Origin of the sequence: Tessaracoccus lapidicaptus (assembly GCF_001693815.1) — a bacterium.
In the GTDB taxonomy this organism is placed as follows: Bacteria; Actinomycetota; Actinomycetes; order Propionibacteriales; family Propionibacteriaceae; genus Arachnia; species Arachnia lapidicapta.
Genome location: NZ_MBQD01000027.1, coordinates 121,271 through 143,110 on the forward strand (window position 1 = coordinate 121,271; position 21,840 = coordinate 143,110).

Annotated in this window: 21 protein-coding genes; 6 read left to right on the plus strand and 15 right to left on the minus strand. The window is 68.7% G+C overall.

All coding sequences use genetic code 11. The features are described from left to right. Positions 1 to 161 precede the first annotated feature (161 nt). The 6 genes from BCR15_RS14065 to BCR15_RS14090 all read left to right on the plus strand — a co-directional run bounded on the left by BCR15_RS14065 (position 162) and on the right by BCR15_RS14090 (position 6,635). Positions 162 to 1,142, plus strand: coding sequence for an ABC transporter permease (locus BCR15_RS14065; protein WP_256094679.1), 981 nt, complete (start codon positions 162 to 164; stop codon positions 1,140 to 1,142). 85 nt (positions 1,143 to 1,227) lie between these two features. After that, on the plus strand, positions 1,228 to 2,259 hold the full coding sequence (locus tag BCR15_RS14070; protein WP_068752840.1) for a substrate-binding domain-containing protein: 1,032 nt from the start codon (positions 1,228 to 1,230) through the stop codon (positions 2,257 to 2,259). A 28-nt stretch (positions 2,260 to 2,287) separates the two neighbouring features. Continuing rightward, the gene (locus BCR15_RS14075; RefSeq protein ID WP_068752873.1) at positions 2,288 to 3,811 is read left to right on the plus strand and encodes a sugar ABC transporter ATP-binding protein; all 1,524 of its coding nucleotides are present in this window, start codon (positions 2,288 to 2,290) and stop codon (positions 3,809 to 3,811) included. Positions 3,812 to 3,847: 36 nt separating this feature from the next. Next, a complete protein-coding gene (locus tag BCR15_RS14080) occupies positions 3,848 to 4,516 on the plus strand; it encodes a KpsF/GutQ family sugar-phosphate isomerase (RefSeq protein WP_068752841.1) in 669 nt (222 codons plus the stop codon). Further along, entirely contained in the window at positions 4,513 to 5,964 is a 1,452-nt protein-coding gene (gene xylB / locus BCR15_RS14085; protein ID WP_068752842.1) for a xylulokinase, read from the plus strand. The genes BCR15_RS14080 and xylB overlap by 4 nt, the downstream gene beginning before the upstream one ends. Then, complete coding sequence (locus tag BCR15_RS14090) at positions 5,961 to 6,635, plus strand: hypothetical protein (protein ID WP_068752843.1); 675 nt, start codon at positions 5,961 to 5,963, stop codon at positions 6,633 to 6,635. Before xylB ends, BCR15_RS14090 begins: the two co-directional genes overlap by 4 nt. A 194-nt stretch (positions 6,636 to 6,829) precedes the next feature. On the opposite strand, the gene BCR15_RS14095 is transcribed toward BCR15_RS14090, so the two are convergent. From BCR15_RS14095 to BCR15_RS14165, 15 genes are all read right to left on the minus strand, one after another. Then, positions 6,830 to 8,221 (minus strand): IS1380 family transposase, encoded by a 1,392-nt coding sequence (locus tag BCR15_RS14095; RefSeq protein WP_068752844.1) that lies wholly within the window; start codon positions 8,219 to 8,221, stop codon positions 6,830 to 6,832. Positions 8,222 to 8,693: 472 nt separating this feature from the next. Continuing rightward, positions 8,694 to 11,618: an AfsR/SARP family transcriptional regulator gene (locus BCR15_RS14100; protein WP_068752845.1), complete on the minus strand. Its 2,925-nt coding sequence runs from the start codon at positions 11,616 to 11,618 to the stop codon at positions 8,694 to 8,696. Next, the gene (locus BCR15_RS14105; protein ID WP_068752846.1) at positions 11,615 to 11,998 is read right to left on the minus strand and encodes a pilus assembly protein TadG-related protein; all 384 of its coding nucleotides are present in this window, start codon (positions 11,996 to 11,998) and stop codon (positions 11,615 to 11,617) included. The genes BCR15_RS14100 and BCR15_RS14105 overlap by 4 nt, the downstream gene beginning before the upstream one ends. Positions 11,999 to 12,069: 71 nt before the next feature. Further along, positions 12,070 to 12,498 (minus strand): TadE/TadG family type IV pilus assembly protein, encoded by a 429-nt coding sequence (locus BCR15_RS14110; protein ID WP_068752847.1) that lies wholly within the window; start codon positions 12,496 to 12,498, stop codon positions 12,070 to 12,072. A 6-nt stretch (positions 12,499 to 12,504) separates the two neighbouring features. Next, positions 12,505 to 13,395, minus strand: coding sequence for a hypothetical protein (locus BCR15_RS14115; RefSeq protein WP_068752848.1), 891 nt, complete (start codon positions 13,393 to 13,395; stop codon positions 12,505 to 12,507). A gap of 32 nt (positions 13,396 to 13,427) precedes the next feature. Continuing rightward, positions 13,428 to 14,027, minus strand: coding sequence for a superantigen-like protein SSL4 (locus BCR15_RS14120; RefSeq protein ID WP_068752849.1), 600 nt, complete (start codon positions 14,025 to 14,027; stop codon positions 13,428 to 13,430). Positions 14,028 to 14,036: 9 nt separating this feature from the next. Further along, complete coding sequence (locus BCR15_RS14125; protein WP_068752850.1) at positions 14,037 to 14,426, minus strand: TadE/TadG family type IV pilus assembly protein; 390 nt, start codon at positions 14,424 to 14,426, stop codon at positions 14,037 to 14,039. After that, the gene (locus BCR15_RS14130) at positions 14,401 to 14,583 is read right to left on the minus strand and encodes a hypothetical protein (RefSeq protein ID WP_068752851.1); all 183 of its coding nucleotides are present in this window, start codon (positions 14,581 to 14,583) and stop codon (positions 14,401 to 14,403) included. The genes BCR15_RS14125 and BCR15_RS14130 overlap by 26 nt, the downstream gene beginning before the upstream one ends. 17 nt (positions 14,584 to 14,600) lie before the next feature. Further along, entirely contained in the window at positions 14,601 to 15,494 is an 894-nt protein-coding gene (locus BCR15_RS14135; RefSeq protein WP_068752852.1) for a type II secretion system F family protein, read from the minus strand. After that, positions 15,491 to 16,255, minus strand: a complete 765-nt coding sequence (locus BCR15_RS14140; RefSeq protein WP_256094677.1) for a type II secretion system F family protein — start codon at positions 16,253 to 16,255, stop codon at positions 15,491 to 15,493. Before BCR15_RS14140 ends, BCR15_RS14135 begins: the two co-directional genes overlap by 4 nt. An 83-nt stretch (positions 16,256 to 16,338) precedes the next feature. Beyond that, positions 16,339 to 17,838 carry a TadA family conjugal transfer-associated ATPase gene (locus BCR15_RS14145; protein WP_083196645.1) on the minus strand — a complete coding sequence of 500 codons (1,500 nt, stop codon included), beginning with the start codon at positions 17,836 to 17,838 and terminating at the stop codon, positions 16,339 to 16,341. Then, positions 17,831 to 18,472 carry a CpaE-like family protein gene (locus BCR15_RS14150; RefSeq protein ID WP_141680162.1) on the minus strand — a complete coding sequence of 214 codons (642 nt, stop codon included), beginning with the start codon at positions 18,470 to 18,472 and terminating at the stop codon, positions 17,831 to 17,833. Before BCR15_RS14150 ends, BCR15_RS14145 begins: the two co-directional genes overlap by 8 nt. Positions 18,473 to 18,558: 86 nt before the next feature. Then, on the minus strand, positions 18,559 to 19,260 hold the full coding sequence (locus tag BCR15_RS14155; protein WP_068752855.1) for an SAF domain-containing protein: 702 nt from the start codon (positions 19,258 to 19,260) through the stop codon (positions 18,559 to 18,561). A gap of 220 nt (positions 19,261 to 19,480) precedes the next feature. Then, entirely contained in the window at positions 19,481 to 21,256 is a 1,776-nt protein-coding gene (locus BCR15_RS14160; RefSeq protein WP_068752856.1) for a sigma-70 family RNA polymerase sigma factor, read from the minus strand. Beyond that, a complete protein-coding gene (locus BCR15_RS14165) occupies positions 21,256 to 21,555 on the minus strand; it encodes a hypothetical protein (RefSeq protein ID WP_068752857.1) in 300 nt (99 codons plus the stop codon). The genes BCR15_RS14160 and BCR15_RS14165 overlap by 1 nt, the downstream gene beginning before the upstream one ends. Between the last annotated feature and the right edge of the window lie 285 nt (positions 21,556 to 21,840).

A 21,840-nucleotide genomic window follows, 5' to 3' on the forward strand; every position in this document is an offset into this window, starting at 1 on the left:
ACATTTCGACTTGTCAAGATGCCAGAAGCTCATTAGAGTGTGCTGCGCGGGCGAAGTTGCTCATATGAGAAGGAATGACTCGAGGAGGCGTCGTGAAAAGCAGGTTCAAGGTCCCAGATGAGCTGGGCATCGTAGGTGTGCTCATAATCGTCGCGGTGGCGATGGCTCTCATGTCACCGAGCTTCCGGAGCGGCGGGAACCTGTCCGTGCTGCTGGAGAACGGGGTGGTCGTCGCGTTCCTGGCACTGGGCCAGACGTTCGTCCTGTTGACCGGTGGGATCGACCTCTCCGTCGGATCCAACATCGCCCTCACCGGGATGCTCGCGGCGCTGACAATGGCCGCCGGGTTCCCCTGGTGGGTCGCGGTGATCGTGGCGCTGCTCGTCGGCATTGCGGTGGGCCTGTTCAACGGCCTGATCGTCCACTACATGAAGCTACCGCCGTTCATCGTCACCTTCGCGACGTTCGGCATCACAGCGTCCATCCCGAAGATCCTCACCAACGCCCAGTCCGTCAACATTGCCGACCCGATGTTCGCCGTCATCGGCCGGGGCTCATTGGCAGGTATCCCCACACCCGTGATCCTCGTGGTCATCGCGCTCCTCATCTTCATGTTCGTGCTTCACCGCACCCCGTACGGCGTCCACCTCTACGCGGTGGGTGGCAACAAAGAGACCAGCAGGCTGGCCGGCATCAACATCGCTCGGGTGACCATCTCCGCGTACGTGGTCAGCGGCATCTGCGCGGCCTTCGGTGGTCTCATCACCATGAGCCGCCTGATGGTGGGATACCCCAGCGCCGGGTCGGGCAACGAGCAGTTCTACTCCATCGCCTCGTCGGTGGTGGGCGGCGTGAGTCTGTTCGGCGGCTCCGGGACGATCCTCGGCGCCTTCATCGGAGCCATCCTCATCGCCACCGTGTCGAACGGCATGAACGTGCTCGGGGTGCCGAGCTTCTGGCAGCCGCTGGTCATCGGCGTGATCATCCTTGGCGGCGTCACCCTCGACGGCTACCGCCGTGCGGCCGCCGCGAGGCACAGCGGATTGCGCCGGATCCGCCGCAACCGCAACAAGGACAACCCGCCCGAATCCGCGGCGGAGCCGATGCCAGCGCCAGCGGGCAAGACCCCCGGCTCAAGCTGACCCGCCCTCCCACCCACTCCCCAGACACGCAGCCGCCACCGCTGGCCCTGCGCACCAATCCTCACCACATCAAGGAGACCCCACCATGAGGACAATCACCCTGGCCGCCATCGGCCTCTCCGCCCTGGCCCTCACTGCCTGCAGCACGGGCGTGACCCCCACTGCCGCACCCCAGGACACCGCCTCCGCCAGCGGCAGCGCCGACGCGGGCGCCGGCATCTACCTCACCGACATCCCCCGCCCCGAGGCCTGCGAGAGCGACTCGCCCTTCATCGCAGTGTCCCTGCCCAACCTCACCAACCCGTACTACGTGTTCATGAAGAAGGGCTTCGAGGAAGCGGGCGCAGAGGCCGGCCTCAAGGTCGAAGTCCAGGTCGCCGACAATGACGACGCCGCCCAGCTCGCCCAGGTGCAGGCCATGCTGCAGCGCCAGCCTTGCGCCTTGGCCCTCAACCCGGTCAAGTCGGCTCCCGCGGCCGCCATCGCCAAGGCCGCCAACGATGCGGGCGTCCCCGTCTTCACCGTCAACGTCACGGTCGACGAGGAGGCGATGCTCTCGCAGGGCGCCAAGATCGTGCAGTACCTCGGCGCGGACAACGTCGCCGGCGGCCGCCAGTCGGCCGAGCTCGCGCTGGAGCACATGGGCGCTGACGCCGAAATGAAGATCGGCTTCGTGTCGGAGCCTGACGAGATTCCGGTCGTGTTGCGCGACCAGGGCTTCCGTGACGGCATCGCCTCCAACCCGAACGCAGAGGTGGTGGCCACAGTCGACGGCAACGTCAAGCCCGACGACAGCCTCAAGGTGACCCAGGAGATGCTCCAGGGCAACCCGGACATCAACGTGATCTTCGCGTCCACCGGCCCAGCCTCCTACGGCGCCATCCAGGCTGTGATGGGCAGCGGCCGCGACGTCAAGGTGTACGGCTTCTGCGCCGAGGGGGAGGCCACCACAGACGTCTACCCCGGTTGCGTCGCCCAGGAGCCGCAGCTGTACGGCCAACTGGTCATCGAGGAGATCACCGCCTGGCTCGGGGGCGAGACCCCGGAGCAGGAGATCCTGCAGCCGCTGAAGGTCTTCTCGAACGGCGAGAAGCCCGCCGACAACGAGCTCGGCTGAACCACCACACGACGAAAGGGAGATGGAGATGGCAACGGATAACACAGGCTGGAGGGCCGAAGGGATCGTCAAGGTCTATTCGGGAATCCAGGTACTCAAGGGCGTCTCCATCTCCCTGCGTCCGGGAGAGGTGATCGGACTCGTCGGTCACAACGGCGCGGGCAAATCAACCCTCCTCAAGTGCCTCAGCGGGGCGGTCACGCCCGAGGCGGGGACAATCTCACTCGACGGTGAAGCACTCACCCTCACCAGCCCGCAGGACGCTCTGCACCGCGGCATCTCCACCGTCTACCAGGAACTCGCCCTGCTGCCCAACCTGACGGTCACGGAGAACATCTTCCTCGGCGAGGAACTCACCAAGGGAGGAACGCTGGATCGGCGGGGCATGCGCGAGGTGGCGCGCGATCTGACCCGCCAGTTCAACCTCGAGGTTGACGTGGACCGTCGGCTCGGCGACTACCCCGTTGCGACCCGCCAGCTCCTCGAGATCGCGGTTGCCACGCACCGCGACGCGAAGTACCTGCTCCTCGACGAGCCGACGACTGCCCTGGAGAGCGCCCAGGTGGAGCAGTTCCTCGCCCTTGTCCGCGAGCTCTCCAAGGATCGCGGCCTCGGCATTCTCCTCATCGACCACAAGATGAGCGAGCTCTATGCCGTAGCCGACCGCATCGTCGCCCTGGTCGACGGCGAGGTGAGGATCGATGCCGACGTGGCAAGCGTGTCGGAGGAGGCCATCGTGGAGGCGATCACCGGTGAGCCGGCCACCACCGTCGGGGCCGACCACCAGGTCACCCTTGATCGCGACGAACCCACCTCACCGCCCGGAGACGTGGTCCTCAAGGTGGAGAATCTGCGCAACAAGGACCTCGAGGATGTCTCCCTGACCGCGCACGCCGGACGGGTGCTCGGCATCTACGGCCTGATCGGCTCGGGCCGCACCGAGTTCCTTCGGACACTGATCGGCCTCGGCGCCGTCGACTCGGGCAGTATCGAGCTGTTCGGGGCGCCCTACACGCCGAAGAGCCCCGCCGACGCGCAGCGCCGTGGCATCGCCTACCTCACCGAGGAACGCAAGATCGACGGGATCATTCCACTGCGCGACAGCGTGTCGAACGCCGTGCTGCCCGTGATCAACCGCTACTCGAGGTACGGATTGCAGCTGCAGCCCGGCCGGCTTCGCGCCGCGGGAAACGAGTACATGGACACCATGCGGGTCCGCGGAAGCCGCACAGCTCCCGTGGCCAGCCTCTCTGGCGGCAACCAGCAGAAGGTCCTCCTGGCCAGGGTCCTGGCGCAGCACCCCAAGGTCCTGCTCCTCGACGAGCCGACAAAGGGCGTCGACATCGGCGTCAAGGTCGAGATCCACCGAATGTTGCGTGCCCTCGCCGCCGAGCAGGGTCTCACCGTCATCGTCGTCTCCTCCGAGGAGGAGGAAGTGCTGGCGGTGGCCGACGATGTGGTCATCTTCAGCGACGGCTACTGCTCGGGCGAGACCCAGCACGCCGCGGGACTGACCGACGCGGACCTGCGCAAGGCCGCCTGGTCCCACTGACACCATCACCGACACACCACACGGAAGGCACCACCCATGACCGAGCACGACGGCATCCTTGCGGTCGCCCGAGAGCGCATCGCACTCGAGGCCAACGGCATCGCCATGCTGGCGGACGAACTCGACGAGTCCACCGTGACCGCCGCCCGGCTCATCCTCGGATGCACCGGGAAGCTGTTCGTCAGCGGCTCGGGCACCTCCGGAACGATCGCTCGCCGCATGGCCCACATCTTCGCCGTCACCGGAACGCCCGCGATCTTCCTGCCCGCCATGGACGCGCTCCACGGCACGCTGGGCGTGGTGACGACGGGCGACATTCTCATCGTCATCTCCAAGGGCGGCGGCTCGGACGAGATCAACGATCTGGTGACCAGAGCGCAGGACAGGGGCGCCGCGGTCATCGCGCTGACCGTCACCCCGGATACTCCCATGACCCGCAAGGCCGACCTCACGGTTGTCGCCGGCCGCACGCCGGACGTGGACCTGGGCGGCATGATCGCCATGGGTTCCACCCTCATCCATGCCGCCTGGGGAGACGCGGTGGCGACCGTTCTGATGCAGGCGCGCGGCTACTCCTGGGGCGCGGTGCATCACACCCATCCAGGAGGTGCCGTCGGGGCCCAGACATCGCTGCCAGAGGCGCTTCCCGGAGTCCGCCTCGAGCCACTGTCGATCGACGCCCTGCGAGTCGGGGTCTCACGATGAGGCGGGTCGTTGCGGGGGTCGACAGCTCGACCCAGTCGTGCAAGGTGGAGTTGCGGTCCGTGCCCGGTTTCGAACTGGTCGCCAGCGGATCGGCTCCTCATCCGCAGGTGTCTCCTCCGTCGAGCGAACAGGACCCCGAGGCTTGGTGGCAGGCCTTCCTCAGCGCGTTCCGCCACGCCTTGGCAGCGGCCGGCGACGTTGAGGTAGCGGCCATCTCCATCGCGGGGCAGTGCCACGGGCTAGTGGCGCTCGACGCCGACGGGCATGTCATCCGCCCGGCCAAACTGTGGAACGACACCACAAGCGACGTTGAACTTCGAACACTCATCGACGTGATCGGGCAGGCTGAGTTCATCGACCGCACCGGGTCCCTACCGACTGCGGCCTTCACCATCGGCAAGGTGGCATGGCTCGTTGGCAACGAGCCGCAGAACGCGGCCCGGCTTGCCATGATGCTGCTCCCCCATGATTACCTCAACTTCCGCCTCACCGGCGAGTTCGTCACGGACCGCTCCGAGGCTTCGGGCACGGGCTACTTCGACCCGGACGCCAACGAGTACGTGTTCGAGTTCCTGCACCGCGTCGACCCAGCCCTGGGCTGGGAATCGATGGTGCCTCGCGTGGCCGGGCCGGACGAAGTGGTGGGACAGGTGCTTGACGGACCGGCCGCCGACCTGGGCATCCATCCAGGCGTCCGGGTAGGTGCTGGTGCAGGTGATCAGCATGCCGCGGCGGTGGGACTGGGCCTGGGCCCTGGTGACCTTTGCGTGTCGCTGGGGACGTCCGGGGTGGCCTTCACCCCGAGCAGCGATCCGGTCCGGGACCCGTCCGGGCTCATCAACGGCGTAGCCGGCATGCCCGGCGGCTTCCTGCCCCTGGCGTGCACGCTGAACTCCACGCGGGTCACCGACACCTTCGCACGACTGCTGGGCGTGAGCCATCTGGAGCTGGCGGAGCTGGCGCTGGCGGCCGGCCAGGAGGGCCCGGTCCTGGCTGCCTTCCTCGACGGTGAGCGCACACCGAACCGTCCGGGTGCCTCTGGCCTGTTGGCAGGAATCACTGCCGAAACAACCCGTGAACAGCTTGCCCGGGCGGCATTCGAGGGCGTGGTGTTCGGGCTGTTCAACTGTGTCCGCCTTCTTGAGGACGCCGGCGTGCCGACGACAGGCGCCGTGCTCGCTGTCGGCGGCGGATCCCGTTCTCCGGCGTACCTCCAGTTGCTCGCAGACGCGCTCGGCCGTCGCGTGGATGTCGCCGACGCCGAGCAAGCTGTCGCCCGGGGCGCCGCGCTCCAGGCACTGGCGCTCGCAGAGGGGCGGCCGCTGGTCGACGTGATGGTCGCACACAAGCCCGCCCGACGCGAGGTGGCCGCACCCCGGCAGCGGTCGGAGCAGCGTTGGGACAGATACCGGCAAGTGGCGGCCGTCACGGAACTCGACGCGCAATGACCACCGCCTTACCTGCGTCGGAGGTCCACCTCGCCGAGTGGGCGCGTCGCCTCGGGGTTACGGTTGCCGCCAGCATCTATGCCCGTCCGGCGTCGTCCCGCCGGGCGGGTGCGCTCGCGGCGCACACCGCGGGCCACTGGGTCCACGCCGACATCATCCTGGAAGGCGGCGGGACGGGAGCCCTCGTCAACTCTGGCGTGGAGGTCGCACTGGTGCGGGAACTCCTCGCGGAGAGCCCAGCGATGCTCGTGGACGTTCACGTCATCGTCCGCCCCGGGGCCGTGGGGTGGGAGACCGCGGTCGCCAGCGTCGCGGCGGAGTTGCGCGGGGCGGGCGTGGCGAGATGGTCCGCGGTCCCAGCTGTGCTCAGCATCCTTCGAGCAGCAGGGGGATTGCCGGCCGAGCAGTGGGTGGAGGTCTGGCCCCCTCGCGACGGAGCCGAGATTCCACCCGGATACGGGGGCGCTTTGGCGATGCTCATCGAACCAGGCTCGAAGGGGAGCGCTGACACGTCGACACTGCCCTCACTGATCGCGTCGGCGCCCGGTGTGTCCATCGGCGTGGACGGCGGGGTCACCCCCGGCGTGGCGTCCGATGCGATCCGCGACGGCGCCACCTACCTGGTGATCGGCCGGGCCCTGTTCGCCGGCTCCATCACCGCCCAGGCTTGATCTGAGCGCAGTCCCGCTTGGGCGACCTAACCTCGATATTCATGACGGCCCTGTGTGGGGCTGGTCGGCGCCGGTGGCGTCGAGGTTGTTCTGATTCTTGCAGGTGGGTGCGACAAGACCCCGCGTGACGTCTGCGGGGCGGGTTTCCAGGCCGAGAGCTGCCAGATTCAGAGGGACATGTGGAGGACATAGGGTCAGGTGGCGGGTGCCGGGAGGTTTCGGAGTCGGCTGATGCTGTCGATGATCAGCTCGGCCCAGCGGGATCGGTCGCTGAAGTGGACGACGGTGCGGCGGGCTCTTCTGGCGAGGGTCGCGGGGATGGTGTAGAGCCGGTAGCGCAGCCGTTTCGGTTCCCAGCGTCGGGCTTCATGGCCGGCCAGGGCCAGCATCCCGCTCCAGGCCTGCAACTCGGAGGCGAGTGCGACGATCTGGCACCAGATCCGATTCTGGTTGAACCCGTGGAGGGGGAGGTTGGTCAGGCCGGTGTCTTTCGCGATCCGGATGCGGTCTTCGCAGCGGGCGCGGCGACGATGCCGCAGTTCCAGCTGCTGCAGGGTGCCGAGGGTGGTGTTAGTGGCGAAGGCGGTAAGCCGGTAGCCGTCGACGTCATCGAAACGCAGCTGAGCGCCGGGGTGGGGCCGTTCGCGGCGGACGATCACCCGCATCCCGGCAGGCCAACCGTCGAGATCCAGCAGTCCGGTGAAGTCGGCCAGGTCGGCCCCTTCCCGCGGCTGGTTGTCGGCGTTGAGGGCGGGGACCCAGACCCAGTCGGGGACCTGCTGGTAGAGGTCGCCGGTGTCGAGTGGGAGTGTGAATCCCACCGAATAGGCGACGCGGTGCTGAGCGAGCCAGGCGGTGAAGTCCTTCGTGCCGCCGGCGCCGTCCGCGCGGACCAGGACCCTGCGCCCGGGGCGAGGGTCGCGGTCGGGGAGCTGCGCGAGAGCTTGTTTGGTGACGGTGATGTGATCGGTGGCGGTGTTCGAGCCGGCGTTCCCGGGGCGTGGGTGGACCACCAACGCTTCGCCGGTGCCCTCGGGGCCGTGGTCGGCGAATGCCATCAACGGGTGGAACCCGAACCCTCGCTTGAACGTCGGCGCCGCGCGCTGTTTCTCCGAGTGGGCGGTGATCAGGGACGCGTCGAGATCGATCACCACCGGATCCTCGGCAGTCGACTCGTGGTCGGGGGCATGCTCACCGGCCAGGGCCCAGGCCCTGGCGCGGGCCTGCTGCCTGGCTCCGGAGATCGCCTTGATGGCCTTGTCTGCATCCTCGGCCAGGGCGGCGATGAGCCGGGACACGGTCGGGTCCGACGCCACCGGGCCGTAGACCCCCGGCTCGGCGCGCAGGGTAGCGAGGTTGCTCAACGCTTCACCGCCGAGCACCAGCGACAGGGCGAGATCACAGATGATCTTGCCCGGGTCGTGGACCGCCAACGGTTTCCGCCACCGGTCCAACGCCTCCGACAGGGCCCGGTCCAGGCCCGTGGCGCGGATGGTTTCGGTCAGCAGGATCCCGCCGGCCTGGCCGACCGCGGTCACCTTGGCGGTATCGACATGAACCCTCGGATACGAGCCGGTACTCTTCACCTCGAAGGTGCTCCTCGCTTGTTGAATGATTGTGCTTCGCAAAACACATCATCCCAAGTCAGGGGCACCTTCGCCATCTCAGGCCGCTACCGCCCACCCACCGGCGTGAAGGCGCGAGGCTAACAAGGCCGGCCGGCGCGCGGGCGCCCCTTTCCGCCAGGATCGTCGTGGGCATCCATCCTGCAGGTGACGAGGGAAGTAGGCAGTCGAAGTCGGCCCATCTGACCCATGGTCAGCGACGTTCCGCTCGCTCCGAGGGGGAGGGCGTCTCTGGCTCAAAGTTCTCTCCCTCGCTTCGTCTCACCCCACTAGGCATCGAAGGAGCACAATCCTCACCGCGCCGGGACGTGGAGGGACTGCCAGCAGTACGCATGCAGGCTGACGCTAGGGACGGCTCTCCCCTTCGCACTGTGCCATCGGCCTGTGCGGCCTCCCGCACACGTGTTCATGCAGTCGGGGAAAGACGCCGTCGTCATCCGGTGCGCAACCAGTTCTTGCCGTTGAGGATCTCCGTGGCACGTGCGGTGGGGTCCAGGTCTACGTCGTCACCGAGGGCGTCGGCGAGGATGCGGCGGGCGGAGGTGGTGTGTCCTTCGTTGACCATGATGCCGGCGAGGTCGAGTCGGGCTGTTTCGGAGTCTGGGTCGGCGCGGAGTGCCGTGGTCACGGCTCGTTTGGCGGCTTCGATGTCTCCGGTGTGGAGGTGATGGGTGACGAGGATGTGGGCGACATCGGTGATGGCGCAGATGAGGTGTTGGTCGGTGCGGTCCCCGTCGATGAGCCATGTCCATCCGGCAGGGCGGAGTTGGTCGAACGGGCGGCCGGTGACGAGTTGGAGTGCGGCTTCGAGGTCTTCGATTCCGTCGCGGCCGGCGGCGACACCGCGGGAGCGAAGGCGGCGGAAGAGCTCAGCGTCGACGAGAAGGTCCTCGACGAGGTAGAGGCCCACTCCCCTGGCCTTGGCCTGGGAGGAGTTCTTGGCGTCCGGGATGTGCGGCTGTCGGGTTCGGGGGTTGGTCCCGAGCCACTGGCGTAGGTCGGACATGACTGTGCGTGCCCGTTCGACGGTAGTTCCGAGTGCGTCGGCGACCTGGTCGCCGGTCACACCTTGCGGGTGAAGCGCCAGGTAGGTGAGAGCTTCGGTGTAGTAGGCCTTCCGTTTCGTGACGGGCCTACCGTGGCAGCGGGCCGCGACAGGCCCGAGGAGGGCGAGTCGCGGGTAGGGGCATCGTGGTGAGAACCAGGCTCGCACGTCGGCGTCGAGGCCGCGGTCACGGTCCTGAAGGGCTGCCGCCGTGTCGTCGGTAATGCGAGGAGCGAGAACTGTGAGGTCATCCGCGGTGACCACGGCGGCGTCGATGTAGGCGGCATCTGGTTCTGGCAGGACGGGTTCGACCGTGCCGGGGTTGGTCTGGTCGCGGGGGGTGCGGTGTTCTTTGAGGACGTTGCCGGTGACGTCGACGAGGTCGTCGGCGGGCTCGGGGGTGGTGTCGTGCCCCGTGTCGGTGGCCGCGAGGAGTTCGGCGCAGCCGGCGGCTTCGTCTTCAGTGAGGCCGACGGCGGTGAGTTCGAATCCCGGTGAGGTGAGTCGCCCGTCGGCAGTGAGGGTCCATTCCCCGTGTGTCGGGTGGAAGACGATCATGGCGGTGCCGGTCTGCTGGCGATGGTCGGCGATGATGCTGTGGAGGCCGTCGAGCGTGTCCAGCTGGTCGGTGATCACGACGCCCGCTGTCCAGGTGTCGTCGCCCACCTGCAGGGCCCTACCCACGGCTGCGGTCACGGCCGCGTCGGTGGCGCGATCGAGGTTGGTCCGAGCGAGGGTGAAGATCTCGTCGAGGTCGGCATCGAGACGCCCAGGGCACATCCCGACGGCGTGCGCGGCTGGACCGTGGCAGGCGACGCGGACGTCCTCGGACCAGGGGTTGACGGCCAGTTCGGCCGCGACGTAGCGCGCGAAGTCGGCGCTCATCACGGCGTCGCCGGTGATCGTGATCCTGCCGGCCTGGTCGAGGTTGAACAGCACGACGCGGTCGTCCGCGTCTGCGCCGATGGTGACCAGCAGCGGCCACGGGCATGGCCGGTCCACGATGTGTTCGCCGATTGTGTCGACGGTCACGGTATTGGGCAGCAGCCAGTGGTCGCCGTCGCGGGTCCACGGTGAGCCGAGGTCCGTGGGGCTGTAGAGGTGGAGTGTGCCGTCGCGGGCGACGGCGACGGCGGCAATCTCGGTGTGGGGGTCGAGGCGGCGCAGCACCTGCTCGAGGCGGGTGACGAGGCGGGACGAGAGTCCGGTCGCGAGCCGCGCGGTCTGCTCGATCGGCGCTACGACCGGGCTCGGGTTGGCGATCATGCGGCCGGGGCGGCGGGTCCGGTACTGCTCCCGGCGCCGTGCAGCCAGGACGGCGCCGACCCCGACACCGAGGAAGGTGCCGGCACCCAGCAGCCCCGCCACCTCCCACACGAACCGCGGGGCCTCGCTCTGATCAGCGTCCTCGGCGGCCTCCGGTGCCGCGGCCTCTGCCCGCAACGGTGTCGCCGGCGCCAGGCTCGGCGCTGCCGTGGAGGTGGGCACCGTGATCGACGACCTCTCCGCAGTGATCATCGGGGTCGGTGAGATGGACGGATGCGCCTGCGATTCTGCTGGTGCCGAGGTGGTGTTTGCGTCGTTGGCCTCGGCGGGGAGGAGCGCGGTCGTGGCCGCATCCGCGGAAGGTAGCGTGGCCGGTTCGGCTGTTCGTTCAACGTCGGATGGGAGGGCGAGGGTCCAGCCGACGTCGATCTGGTCCGGGTCTTCAAGGGTGTAGCCGTTGGGCTGTGGAGTTCCCTTGTTGGCGTCGTAGAGCTCAGGCCAGCGGTGGGGATCGCCGAGGTGTGCGTCGGCCAGGTCCCACAGGGTGTCGCCCTCGGCCACGCTGATCGAGTCCAGTTCGACGGCCGTGGATGGTGCCGGTGGCGAGGCGGGGTGCGCTCGGGTTGGCTGCATGCTCGAGGCCGCGGCGGCGGGGCTTCCGGGGAGAGGAGCGGCGGGATCGGGTGGTTCGGCGGCGACGGTCTGGGGTGCGGCGATGAACGCGGCTGCGGCGGCAAGGACCAGTCCCCGGGCCAGGCCTTGGGGCAGCGAAGCGGTGGGCATTCTCGGGGCTTTGACGCCGCGCAGCAGGGCGACGGCTTCGATGACGATCAAGGCGGTGAGCCAGGCCCACAGGAGCCAGGCGGCGGCCCAGACGATGATGAGGAGGAAGCGGCCGCTGTCTGGGGCCAGCAGCATCGAGGCGACCCGGTCCCAGGAGGGCAGGAAGCCTGGCAGGCGGGCGAGTCGGAGCAGGAGCCAGGGGGCGCCGAGGGTGATCGCGGCGATGGCGGCGATCGCGGCGAGGCTGCGCAGGATGCGGTTCATTGCTCGGTGCCTCCGAGGACGGACTTGACCGTGGCGGTGCCGGTCTCGCTCACGGGAAGTGTGTTGATGCCGATGATTGAGAGGAACTGGCAGGTGTAGTGGCCGGTGGCGCTGACGGTGATTGTGTCCCCGCCGAGGATGCTGGTCGTGCCGGTGTAGGGGGACGCGGCGACGTAGGTGTTCGCGGCGGTGATGGCTGCGTGGATGTCTGGCCGGGCCCTGCCGGTAGCGAGAATGAGGTGTTGTCCACCGGCCCGGGCAGCCTCGTCGGCGACTGCTCGTGCGTCCTGCGAGGCTCCCACGTGGCCGGCGAAGTCGACCCCGATCCCGACGATCACCATGAACGCCAACAGCGCCACCGACACCCACACCGAGACCATGCCCCGCTCCCCACCATTCAGATGAATGGAGGACCCCCGGCGGGGCCGGGGTGCGGCGCGGCAAGGCCTGGTCATCGTCTGCTCCTATAGGTGTCCACCGGTGAGGTCTTGGTGGCGGTCAGGGTGCGGGTCTGGGGGAAGCCGGGTAGCCCCACACCGAAATCGACGGTGCAGGTCACAGTGACCACCACGCTCGCCGGTGAACCCAGCGGCGCCCGCAGTCCCGCAGTGTTGACCGTCACCGACGACGTGCGGCAGGCGGTTCCGGACTCGACGAGCGTCGAGGCGGCCACCGCCCGGGCGGAACTCGTCGCCGTGGCGGTGTCTCGTTCGATCGAGGCGGCGCGGGCGGCCTGCGAGGCCGCGGAGGTCACCGTCATCTGGGCCAGTGCGTGGGTGGCCAGCACGATCAGCAGGCCGACGACGCCGAGGAGGACAGGCAGAATGATCGCCGTCTCGACGGCCACCATCATCCCCCGCTGATTATCGGTCCTCGGCATCGCAGATCAACCCCCGGTCGTGACGTTGACGACCTGGACCTCCGCGATCCGCAGTGTGGCGGTGTCGCCGATCTGCAGGGTGATGGTGCCGCTCTGCCCGATGCCGGACCAGTTCACCACCCAGTGGGTGGTAGCAGTGACGGTGTACTCGCCGTCCTTGGCATACCTGTGGCCGCAGTCCGGGGACGGTTCGTTACGCACCCACATCGATTGCCACGGCTTCCCCAGTCCACAGGTGACGGTGGTCCCGTCGCCCATGTCCCACACCACCTTCGAGACCCGGCCGGTGGCGGTCACGCTGTACCCCGCCTCGGAGACGGACTTGGTGATCGGTCCCCACGTCGACGGTGACGGGTTCGACACCCACATCCACACATTCCAGCCGACGTAGCCAAGATCGCGGGGTGCGCGTTCGGCCTGCTCGGGAAAGGTGCCCATGCGAATCGCGGAGAGCTGCATCCGCTCTACCGCCCGCCGCGCGAGCTCGGCCGGATCCGGCGGGGCCGGCAACTGAAGCGCGGCGACCCAGATGTCCCACGTGGTACTCCATCCACCCTCGACACCGTTGCGGCACTCGACGATCGAGCCATCGGTGCGGCCGTTCCAGATGGCGTCAGTCAACGGTGGCTGGGCAGCCTTCACGCGGGCGTAGCACTGCAGATCCGGCCGCCACGCGAGCCCCCACTGGTAACACGGCACCTCGGTGCCCATGGCGGTGTAGCAGCCCGTGGGCGCCGAACCGCCACCGCGCCCACTCCCCTGCCCGCCACCGCCACCGCCACCACCCGACGATCCGGTCACCTCCACAGACACCACGATCGTGTATTCGTTGAGGAAGGCCCCGCCCGTCACGTCGGCACGGGCGTTGGCGACGTCCCCGCCGAACAGCAGACTCAAGGCAGAAACGAGTGCTAGCACTACCGATCGATTCAGCATGAGTCGGCCGCCTCGCTTTGGCCACCGTTGATCCGCCAGCTGTTGCCCACTTCAATGACATCAAGTCTGAAGTCGACGAAGCGGAGACGATTCGGATCAAGGACTGACTCACCGTCGGCGCCGACGAGGTCGCTGTTGGTGCTGTCGCTGCAGACGTGCACCTCGACGGAGCGGACGCCTCCCGCCTCCACTACCGGTCCCACGCCCTTGTAGGTGTATGTGTTCTGGCCGACCTGGACGATGCCCTTGCTGCGGTAGTCGTTGAGGAGCTCCGCCTCGGCGGCGGTGTGCGTCCCAGTCGTGATGTTGGCCACCTGCTGGAAATCGGCGTCGGGGTCGCTTCGCACCGCGTTGAGTGCCCGGAAGTACTCGACCGCGGCGGCTTGAGCGGCCTCCTGCTCGGGAGTCAGGGTGCTGGTGGGCGACGGTGACGGCGACGCGACGGTGGGCGTCGGCGAGACGGTGGGCGACGGGGCGGCGCTTGTGGAGCTGGTCGTTGGGGCGGGGGTCTCGGCGGCGTCGGGTGTGCAGGCGCTGAGGAGCATCAGGGTGCTGACCGCCAGGAGGGCTGTGGGTGCGAGTCGCTTCTTCATGGTCTCTCCTCAGGATGGGGTGAGTCGTTGAGTGGGTGCGGTGGCTGTCACGTCGATCCTGACGGGAAACCCGGGGATCACGCGCAGCGCCATGCCAGTCACGGTGACAGTGGTCAGTCGCGCGGTCCGGTTGGCGGTGACCTGAACGGTATCGAGGGATCCGTTGTCGGCAGCCGCGGCAGCGGCAGCCTGCCCGTGAGCTGGGGTGGCGTCCAGGGCGGCGGCGGCGCGGGCCCCGTCCTGCGCGGCGGCGTGGGCGGTCGCTTGGGCCCAGCTGAGCATGGCCCACTGCATCGCCAGCCACAGTGCACTGAGGACGAGCGGGAAGAGGATGGTGGACAGGACGCTGGAGCTGAGGCCCCGCTGGTCCTGGTCAGGAGGGGAGGTTGGCCTGCACATATGCGGTGATCGCGGAGATGATCAGCACCGCGATCGCGACGGCGCCGGCGAGCAGGATCGCGTTCTCGGTGGACTGGGACAGGCCTCGCTGATCCCTGCCGCGGGGCTGCTGGAGGGTATGGAGGGTGGCGGTGAGGTAGCAGTACAGAGCGAGCATGAAGGGGTCCTTTCGGTTCAGATCATTCGGAGGACTGCGGGGACGACGAGGGTGATGGCCAGGACGAGGACGAGACCGGCGACGGGGACGGCGATGCGTTCGCCGGCGGCGTTGGCGCGTGAGATTTGGGTGTTGAGGGTGGCGTTGCGCATCGCTGCGGCGCGGGCGCGCAGGGAGTCGTAGACGCGGGTGCCGTCGGAGCCTCCGAGTCGCATGATGTCGGCGAGATCCGTCAGGTCGGGCAGGTGTAGGTGGTTGCCCATGTCGGCCAGCGCGCCCCACGGGTTTTGGCCGGTGTAGTTGGTGCGGCGCAGTGTGGTGGCGAGGCGGTGGAACACCCAGGAGTCGCCGGTATCGGCGGCACGGATCAGAGCTTGCGGCACGGTGGCACCGGCCAAGCGTTCTAGGGCCACCATTTCGACGAAAGCGCCCAGGGCGTAGGAGAACTCTTCGCGGGCCTTACGGGCCTGGTCACGCAGTTCATTGTTGGGAAGGAACCACAACAGGATCGCGAATCCCAGGGAGCCGAGGACGGGGACCGCGACGGGAATCGGCAGGCCCAGGAGCATCGTCGCCACAGAGATCACGGGCACCACGAGCAGCCCGAGGACGGCGGAGATGATCTTCGAGCCGTAGAACGCGGCCCTGGTCCGCCCTAGCAGCGCCAGGTCCTTCTCGGGCGGTGCACCCCAGACGACCGCCGGCAGGTGCTGCTCGGCCCAGCGACCGAGGCGCACCTCAGCGTCCACCTTCCCCGCAGCATCGACCGGGTCGGCGGTGAGGCTGGTGGGTTGGAGGCGGCCGATGGCGTCCTTGAGATGCACCGGCGCGGGGACCATGCCGACGACGATGAGCACCACGCCGGCGGACAGCATCGCCCCGGACAGCATGGCCAGCTGCAGCCCGGTCATGACGCTGCCTGACGGTCAGCGACGGCGCTGCCCATGAAGCGGGGCAGCGGGGCGGCGGCGCTGATCCGCCGCATCCACAGCAACGCGGCCAGGTAGAGGCCCATGAGCACGGTGAGCAGCACCTGTCCGAGCGGAGTGCGGTAGGGCTCGACGTAGCTGCCCGCGAGGAACAGGCCGCCGAGGAGAACGGCGGATATGGCGGTGATCATCCGGGCCGCGGTGCGGGCCTTCTGCTGCTCGGTGTGGACCTGGCGACGGGCCCGGACGTCGGCGTCGATCGACTCGGCCAACCCTGCCATCGCGGACGCGACGCCGGGGCCGCGGCGCTCCGACGCCAGGATCAAGGTGGCCACGAACAAGTCCCCGGTCGCATCGTCGAGTTCGTCGGCGAACAGCCGAAGAGCCTTCCCGGTGGCCACGTTCGCACGCACCCGCGCCGCGAGACGTCCAATCTCCGGGGCCAGCGCGGCAGGAGCGGAGCGGGCAGCGTGCAGGATCGCCTGCTCCAACCCACGGCCCACGGTCAGGACCCCTCCCAGGCCACGTGCGAAATCGGCCAGCGCGTTGAGGCGCTCGATGCGATCCTTCGCCCGCCCCTTCACAATCCGCCACACCATCACCGACACCGCCGGCACCAGCACCAGCGCCACCAGCCACCCGGTCACCGCCGCCAGCACCGCACCTACCGCCACACCCAGCAACGCGACGCTGCGGGTCGACGAGCTGACCCGGCGGCGACGTGTGCGTGGCGGCTTCGGCACGGGGGCAGGGCGGGGGGTCAGGCCATAGATGAGGCCTAGGACCCCAGCGACCATCAACGCCCCCGACAGAGCAGCAATGAGCATCATGCGAGGGTCCCCTTCTCTGCGTTGAAGCCGGCCAGGTCGAAGCCGTAGCGCTCGAGGGCCCGGAACCTGGGGGGCAGGATCTGCGCGGTGGCGCGGTGGCTGCCCGGTTGGGCGGCGAAGATGGTGGTGGTGGCGTAGCCCTTGGCATCCTCACCGGGTTCGACCGCGATGATCTCCGACACCCACCGTCGCTTGCGCCAAGTCCCGTCGCCCTGGGGGACGGATTCGACCTGCAGCTGCACGATCACGTCGATGTCCTCGGCGATCACGTTCAGTGCGTACTCGCGGGTGATGTTGGCGCCCTCCTGCGTCGCACACGTCACCAGCTTCCTGATCGCGCCCTCCGCTGATCTCGCGTGGGTGGTCGACATCGATCCGGACCCGGACTGCATGCATTTGAACATGGTCACGATCTCCGACCCGCGGACCTCACCGACGATCGTGTAGCTGAGGTTGGCGCGCAGGGAGTCTTCGAGGGCCTCACGCACGGTGTACTCGCCGGCGCGGCGACCGTTCAGGCCGATCTCCCCTGAACCGGGGTTGGCCTGCCACTCGTGAACCACCTGATGGTCACCGGTGTCCTTGAGATACAACTCGTACTCGGTCTCGATCGTGCCGATCTGCACATGGGGCGGAAGCTCGTGTGCCAACGCCCGCAGCATCGTCGTCTTGCCCGTGCCCTGATCGCCGGAGACCACCAGCGACATCCGCGCCTGCACCACCGCCGACAAGAACGAGGCCGCCACCTGCGACAACGAGCCCAAAGCGACGAGCTCGTGCAGGCCGGCGTCGACCAGCCGGTTGCGGCGGATGATCACCGTCGGCCGAGACGTCACCCACGCCGACGCGAACAGCCGCGCGCGATTGGGCAGCGCCAGGTGCAGCTTCGTGGCCGCCTCGGAGAACTCCCGCGGCTTCGGCTGATGGGCAGCCATGAACGTCAGATACTCGATCAGCTGCTCATCGCTCGACGCCACCGGAGGCGCCGGGACCAGTTCCCCGTCGCTGTTCTCCACCAACACGTTGTCGAAGCCGGAGATGATCACATTCTCCACCGCATCGTCATCCAGGTACGGCTGGAGCCGGCCAAGCCGGAACACGGCATCGAACAAGGCCTGCGCGAGCCGGTCCTGATGGTCGAGGGTCCAGGTCAGCTGGCCCCGCACGGTGGACGCGCGAGACTCCTCCTCCAGCACCGCGGCGATGATCTCCCGCCCCACCGCCTCGCGGGCGCCCGACCCCGGATCACGCTCCGACAGTTCAGCGGAGACACGTTCCCGCAGCACATCGACCAGATCCCAGTCAATGTCACCGTCGAGGCGACGCTGGACCCGCGCCACCGGCTCAGGCCGCGACGCAGACGCGGCGGCGGGGGCTTCACGCCGTGGGGCGTCGCCGGGCACCATGCGGAACCCGCCCCGGGTGCGGCCCGCCGGGGGGGTCGGCTTCGCGAACAGCGCCAACGTACCCGGGTCGAACTCGGCCGCGTCAGACATGAGCCACCTCCCTCAACGCCATCGCGTGGAGCTGCTCGGCGGCCTGCCGCAGCCCACGAGTCAGACCGCGGCCGCGTTTGGGCTCCGGCCTTCCGTGGCTGAGAACTTCTGCCTCCCCCGGCGCCCACGGCAGCTCGAACGCCACCGGATGCTTGACAACCGACGCGACCGAGGAGCTGCTGTACGGGCGGCCCGGGCCCACCACCACCAGCCGGACAGGGATCTCGTCGGGGAGGTCCGCGGCCGACGCGGCGGCCACCGACGGCAAATCCGAGCGCAGCACCAGCAGCACCTGATCACAGCCCCGCACCAACGGCGCGGCGAGATGGGTGTGGCCGAGGCGGCCCAGATCGATCAGGACATCAACACCGAGCTGCGACAAGCCGCGAACCTGGACGGCCAGCGCCGGCCACAGGTCCGTCAGACCGCCAGCCTGCGTCGCACCAGCAGGCCCCGGGATCAGCGAGGCGGTCTCCGACAGGCGAAGCGGCATCTCCCGCACCGCCGCCTCCAGCGAACCCTGGCGGTGAGCTGACCACAACTCCACCAATGTTCCCGGATGGGGCACCGTGCCGCCGAAGTAGCCGCCCAGGATCGCCGACCCGCCCACGGGGTCAGCGTCGATCAGCAGCACCTGGTTCGGCCACGCCAACGCCAACCCCAGCGCGGTCGTCGTCACCCCAGGCGCCCCAGCTGCCGACGTCAACGCCAAGACAGCCATCAGTTGTCCCTCGAGTCGAGCACCAGCGCGGCCCGGCCCAACGCCGCCGCCGCCGCTGTCCGCGCCGCATCCGCCTGATCGACCTCCACCGACACCGACACCTGACCGGACGCCTCATCCCGGGCCGTGGCCACCACAACCCCCGGTATCACCACATTCACGTCACACGCCACCGTCGCGGTGCCCGTCTCGGCAGAGCTCTCCCCCGCCGCGCACGCGTAGGCCGGTTCGGTGAGGATCACCCGCACACGGTCGCCCACAAGCAACTCGATCGCGGGCTCCGCCCCAGGAGGCAACGACATGCCCACCACCGTGCGACCGACCGAGGGCACCATCTGCTCCACAGCCACGGTCGCGGACACCAACGTGCCTGCAGCCACATCGTGCGCCGCCCGTTGGCCGAGCAACGTCGGCAGCTGGTCGGCCTCGAGGTAGGCCAGCTGCTGATCGGGGGCGATCTGCACCGTGGTGAACATCTCAGCCGTCATCAGCTGTCCCCGAGCCACCGGAACCCGGGCCGCGACCGCCTCCACGGTGGAGCCCAAGGACAAGAACACCAGCGCCCCGCCCCCAGCACCCAGCAGGATCAGCAGGCCCGCCAGCACCGCTAGCAGAGGGCGACGCTGCCGGCGCACCGCAGCGGGCGTGACGATCGGCGGCGCCGGCGCAGCCGCCTGTTCTGCTGCCAGAGTCTGTTGCATGGTCACACTCCCTTGAACCCCGAGCCGCCCCACCCACAGCGGAAACAGCGTCCCTGAAATTCACATCAACCCCGAGCACCTCCCGCACTAGGCGGGAGCCCCCACTCCGTTCGTCGGCCCGCCACGCACCATCGACGCGACACACAGACCCGACGCCCGACACCGGCCTCGGCGCCGGGCAATCTCACTGTAAAACGCGGGCGGGGTCACCCCCCGGGGGTCACAACGCCGGACCACCGCCGCCCGGCCGTCTCGATGAAGGTGGCGGCGGACGGCGCGGCACCTCACGCAGTGACTCACTCAGCAGGAGAGCCATCCCCCGCAGGCTCAGCTCCTGTGGGCCCTCGGCGCCGCGGCCCAAGCGCTCCCGCAACAACCCTGTGGCGCGGTCCTCATCGCGTTCCAGAACGTGCCGAGACAGGCCCGTCGATGCCGTGAGTTGGGCCCGGCTGGGCCGGGTCGCGGCGATGAGGCGTGCCTGCGCGATGTCGCGCAGTTCCTCGGGCAGCGACTCGATCAAGCGGACGGCCTCCTCATTACCCAGGCGACGCATGACCTGCTCCTCGACTCCGTGGCCGCCGTCGCCGGCCGCGAGCGTTCGCTCCTGATCGACCTGGCGAACCAGCGTGTCGCTGACGACCTCCCGGTCTTCCGCCTTCTTTCTGGCCTCGTCGCGGCGAAAGAAGTCCAACTGGGAGTAGGCGAAGGTCGACCAGCGCGCCCGGTTCGGATCCCACAGCGGTGCGATCTCCGTCAGCCGCAGCAGCCCCGCAGCTACGAACTCCTCTCGAGCCTTGGGCGGTACCTTCCTCGACCAGTGGAACACGACCGGCGACCCGGCCTGAACGATCGCCGCCCGCGCCACTCGGCCCCGCTCCGCTAGCTCCTCCAAATCCCCTCGCGACGCCGCCCGCGCGATCCTCGACGCTTCTGGGTCGCCACGCAGGGCGGCCTCCGCGAGCACGCCCGCATCACGCTGACCAGCCAGTGTCCTCAAGGCAGCCACATCGCCCAGACTCACCGCGTCCGGATCCGGGACCCTCACGGGCGGCTTGACGACTCCGTCGCCGGCCGAGACCGACACATTCCTCGCGGGACGAGCCGGTAGCACCGGGGCCAGAGTGACCGACTCGCGCGGCCCGACTGGCCGTGGCCTGAGGGTCACAGCGAGATCCGCGCGCTCCGCCAAGGTCACCGCCGATCTCACTAGCGACGAGCCGGCACGCATCGAGTGTGGAGTGACCGCCGAGGCCGCCACAAGATTCCCACTCAGACCACTGCGGAGAAGCGCCTGGAGGAAACCCTGTGGATCCGCGTCGCGAGCCGCAATCTGCACTGCCACGATCGCCCGCCCGATGTCGTCAGCCGTCGATGGCCGATGTGGCACCACAGGACGCCAGGCGCCAAAGGCGCGGTCCCAAGCAGCCTGAGACGCGAGTACGGCGTCGCGGGTCCGGTCATGGCCGACGCCGTCCACAACCTCGAACTCGTCGAGGAGCAGACGACCACGCTGCAGCAGGCTGCGCTGCATGGAACAGATCGCCAGCGCGTCCTCAGGCCGCAATGCGTCGGCCGCGGAGCCCATCGCCATCACGTAGCGCTGTAGAGCAACATCGACGTGACCGCGCCCGGTGGCCGGCTCCAGCAGAGACCGCTCCGCCTGACCGAGCAGACGCCGAACCCACACTTCGTCCACCCCGACGGCAGCCGCCCGCGTGACCTGCACGCCCAGCATGCGAAGTCTGCGACCCTCATCGTCGGCCAACCGGAGCGGCGCCGTGGCTTCGGCCTCGATCGCGTGGACTAACGCGCTCCCGGAGGCATCCACCGGCCGCGCTAGCAGCGGGACCAGTGCAGCAGCCTCACGCAGCCCGGGATCGGCCCCGCCCGCAGCCCGGTCGCAGGCCAGTATCGTGCCCGCCCACTCCCCGAGCGAGACGCGATCATCGCCCAGACGGGCTGAGGCCAAGCGGGCAGCCCGCACGAACCTGGACATCAGGCACCACCCGTGCTGAGATCGACAGCCAGCAGCACGCCGACCAGCGCCCTCGCGCTCGGGGCAAGCGTCCCCGTGTCCCACTCCAGCACCCGCTGGACCGCGGCATCCAGGCAGCCCTCCACCGACGCGGGCAACTCCACCGCCACCGACGCCGACCCAGCCGCCACGTCGCCGGCCAACACCCACGCCGCGACCACATCCAGCGCAGCCCAGTCACACACCTCCCCCGCCTGGGCCATCAGATCGTTGGCGTGGTCCAGCAACCTGAACACCACAAAGGCATCATCCGGACGCATCCCCATCCTCCTCACACAATCGACTCTCACGACCCGTGATGCCGACAGGACGTCCACGTTGGACGTTGTCCACAGTTACGGGGTCTCATCCGCACACAAGAACCCCCGCCCAACTGCCCTACCGGGGAAGCCTGAGGCTGAGACTCGGACCGCCGGCGGGTCAAGCCCCGTGGAGTGGTGTAGCGGGGGTTCCTTCGTTTAGGCAGTGAGGGCGAGGGGTTCGGTCACCTCCTCGGTGTTGGTGCCGGGGAGGGTTGTGAGGCGGCAGCGGGTGAGGATGTCGAG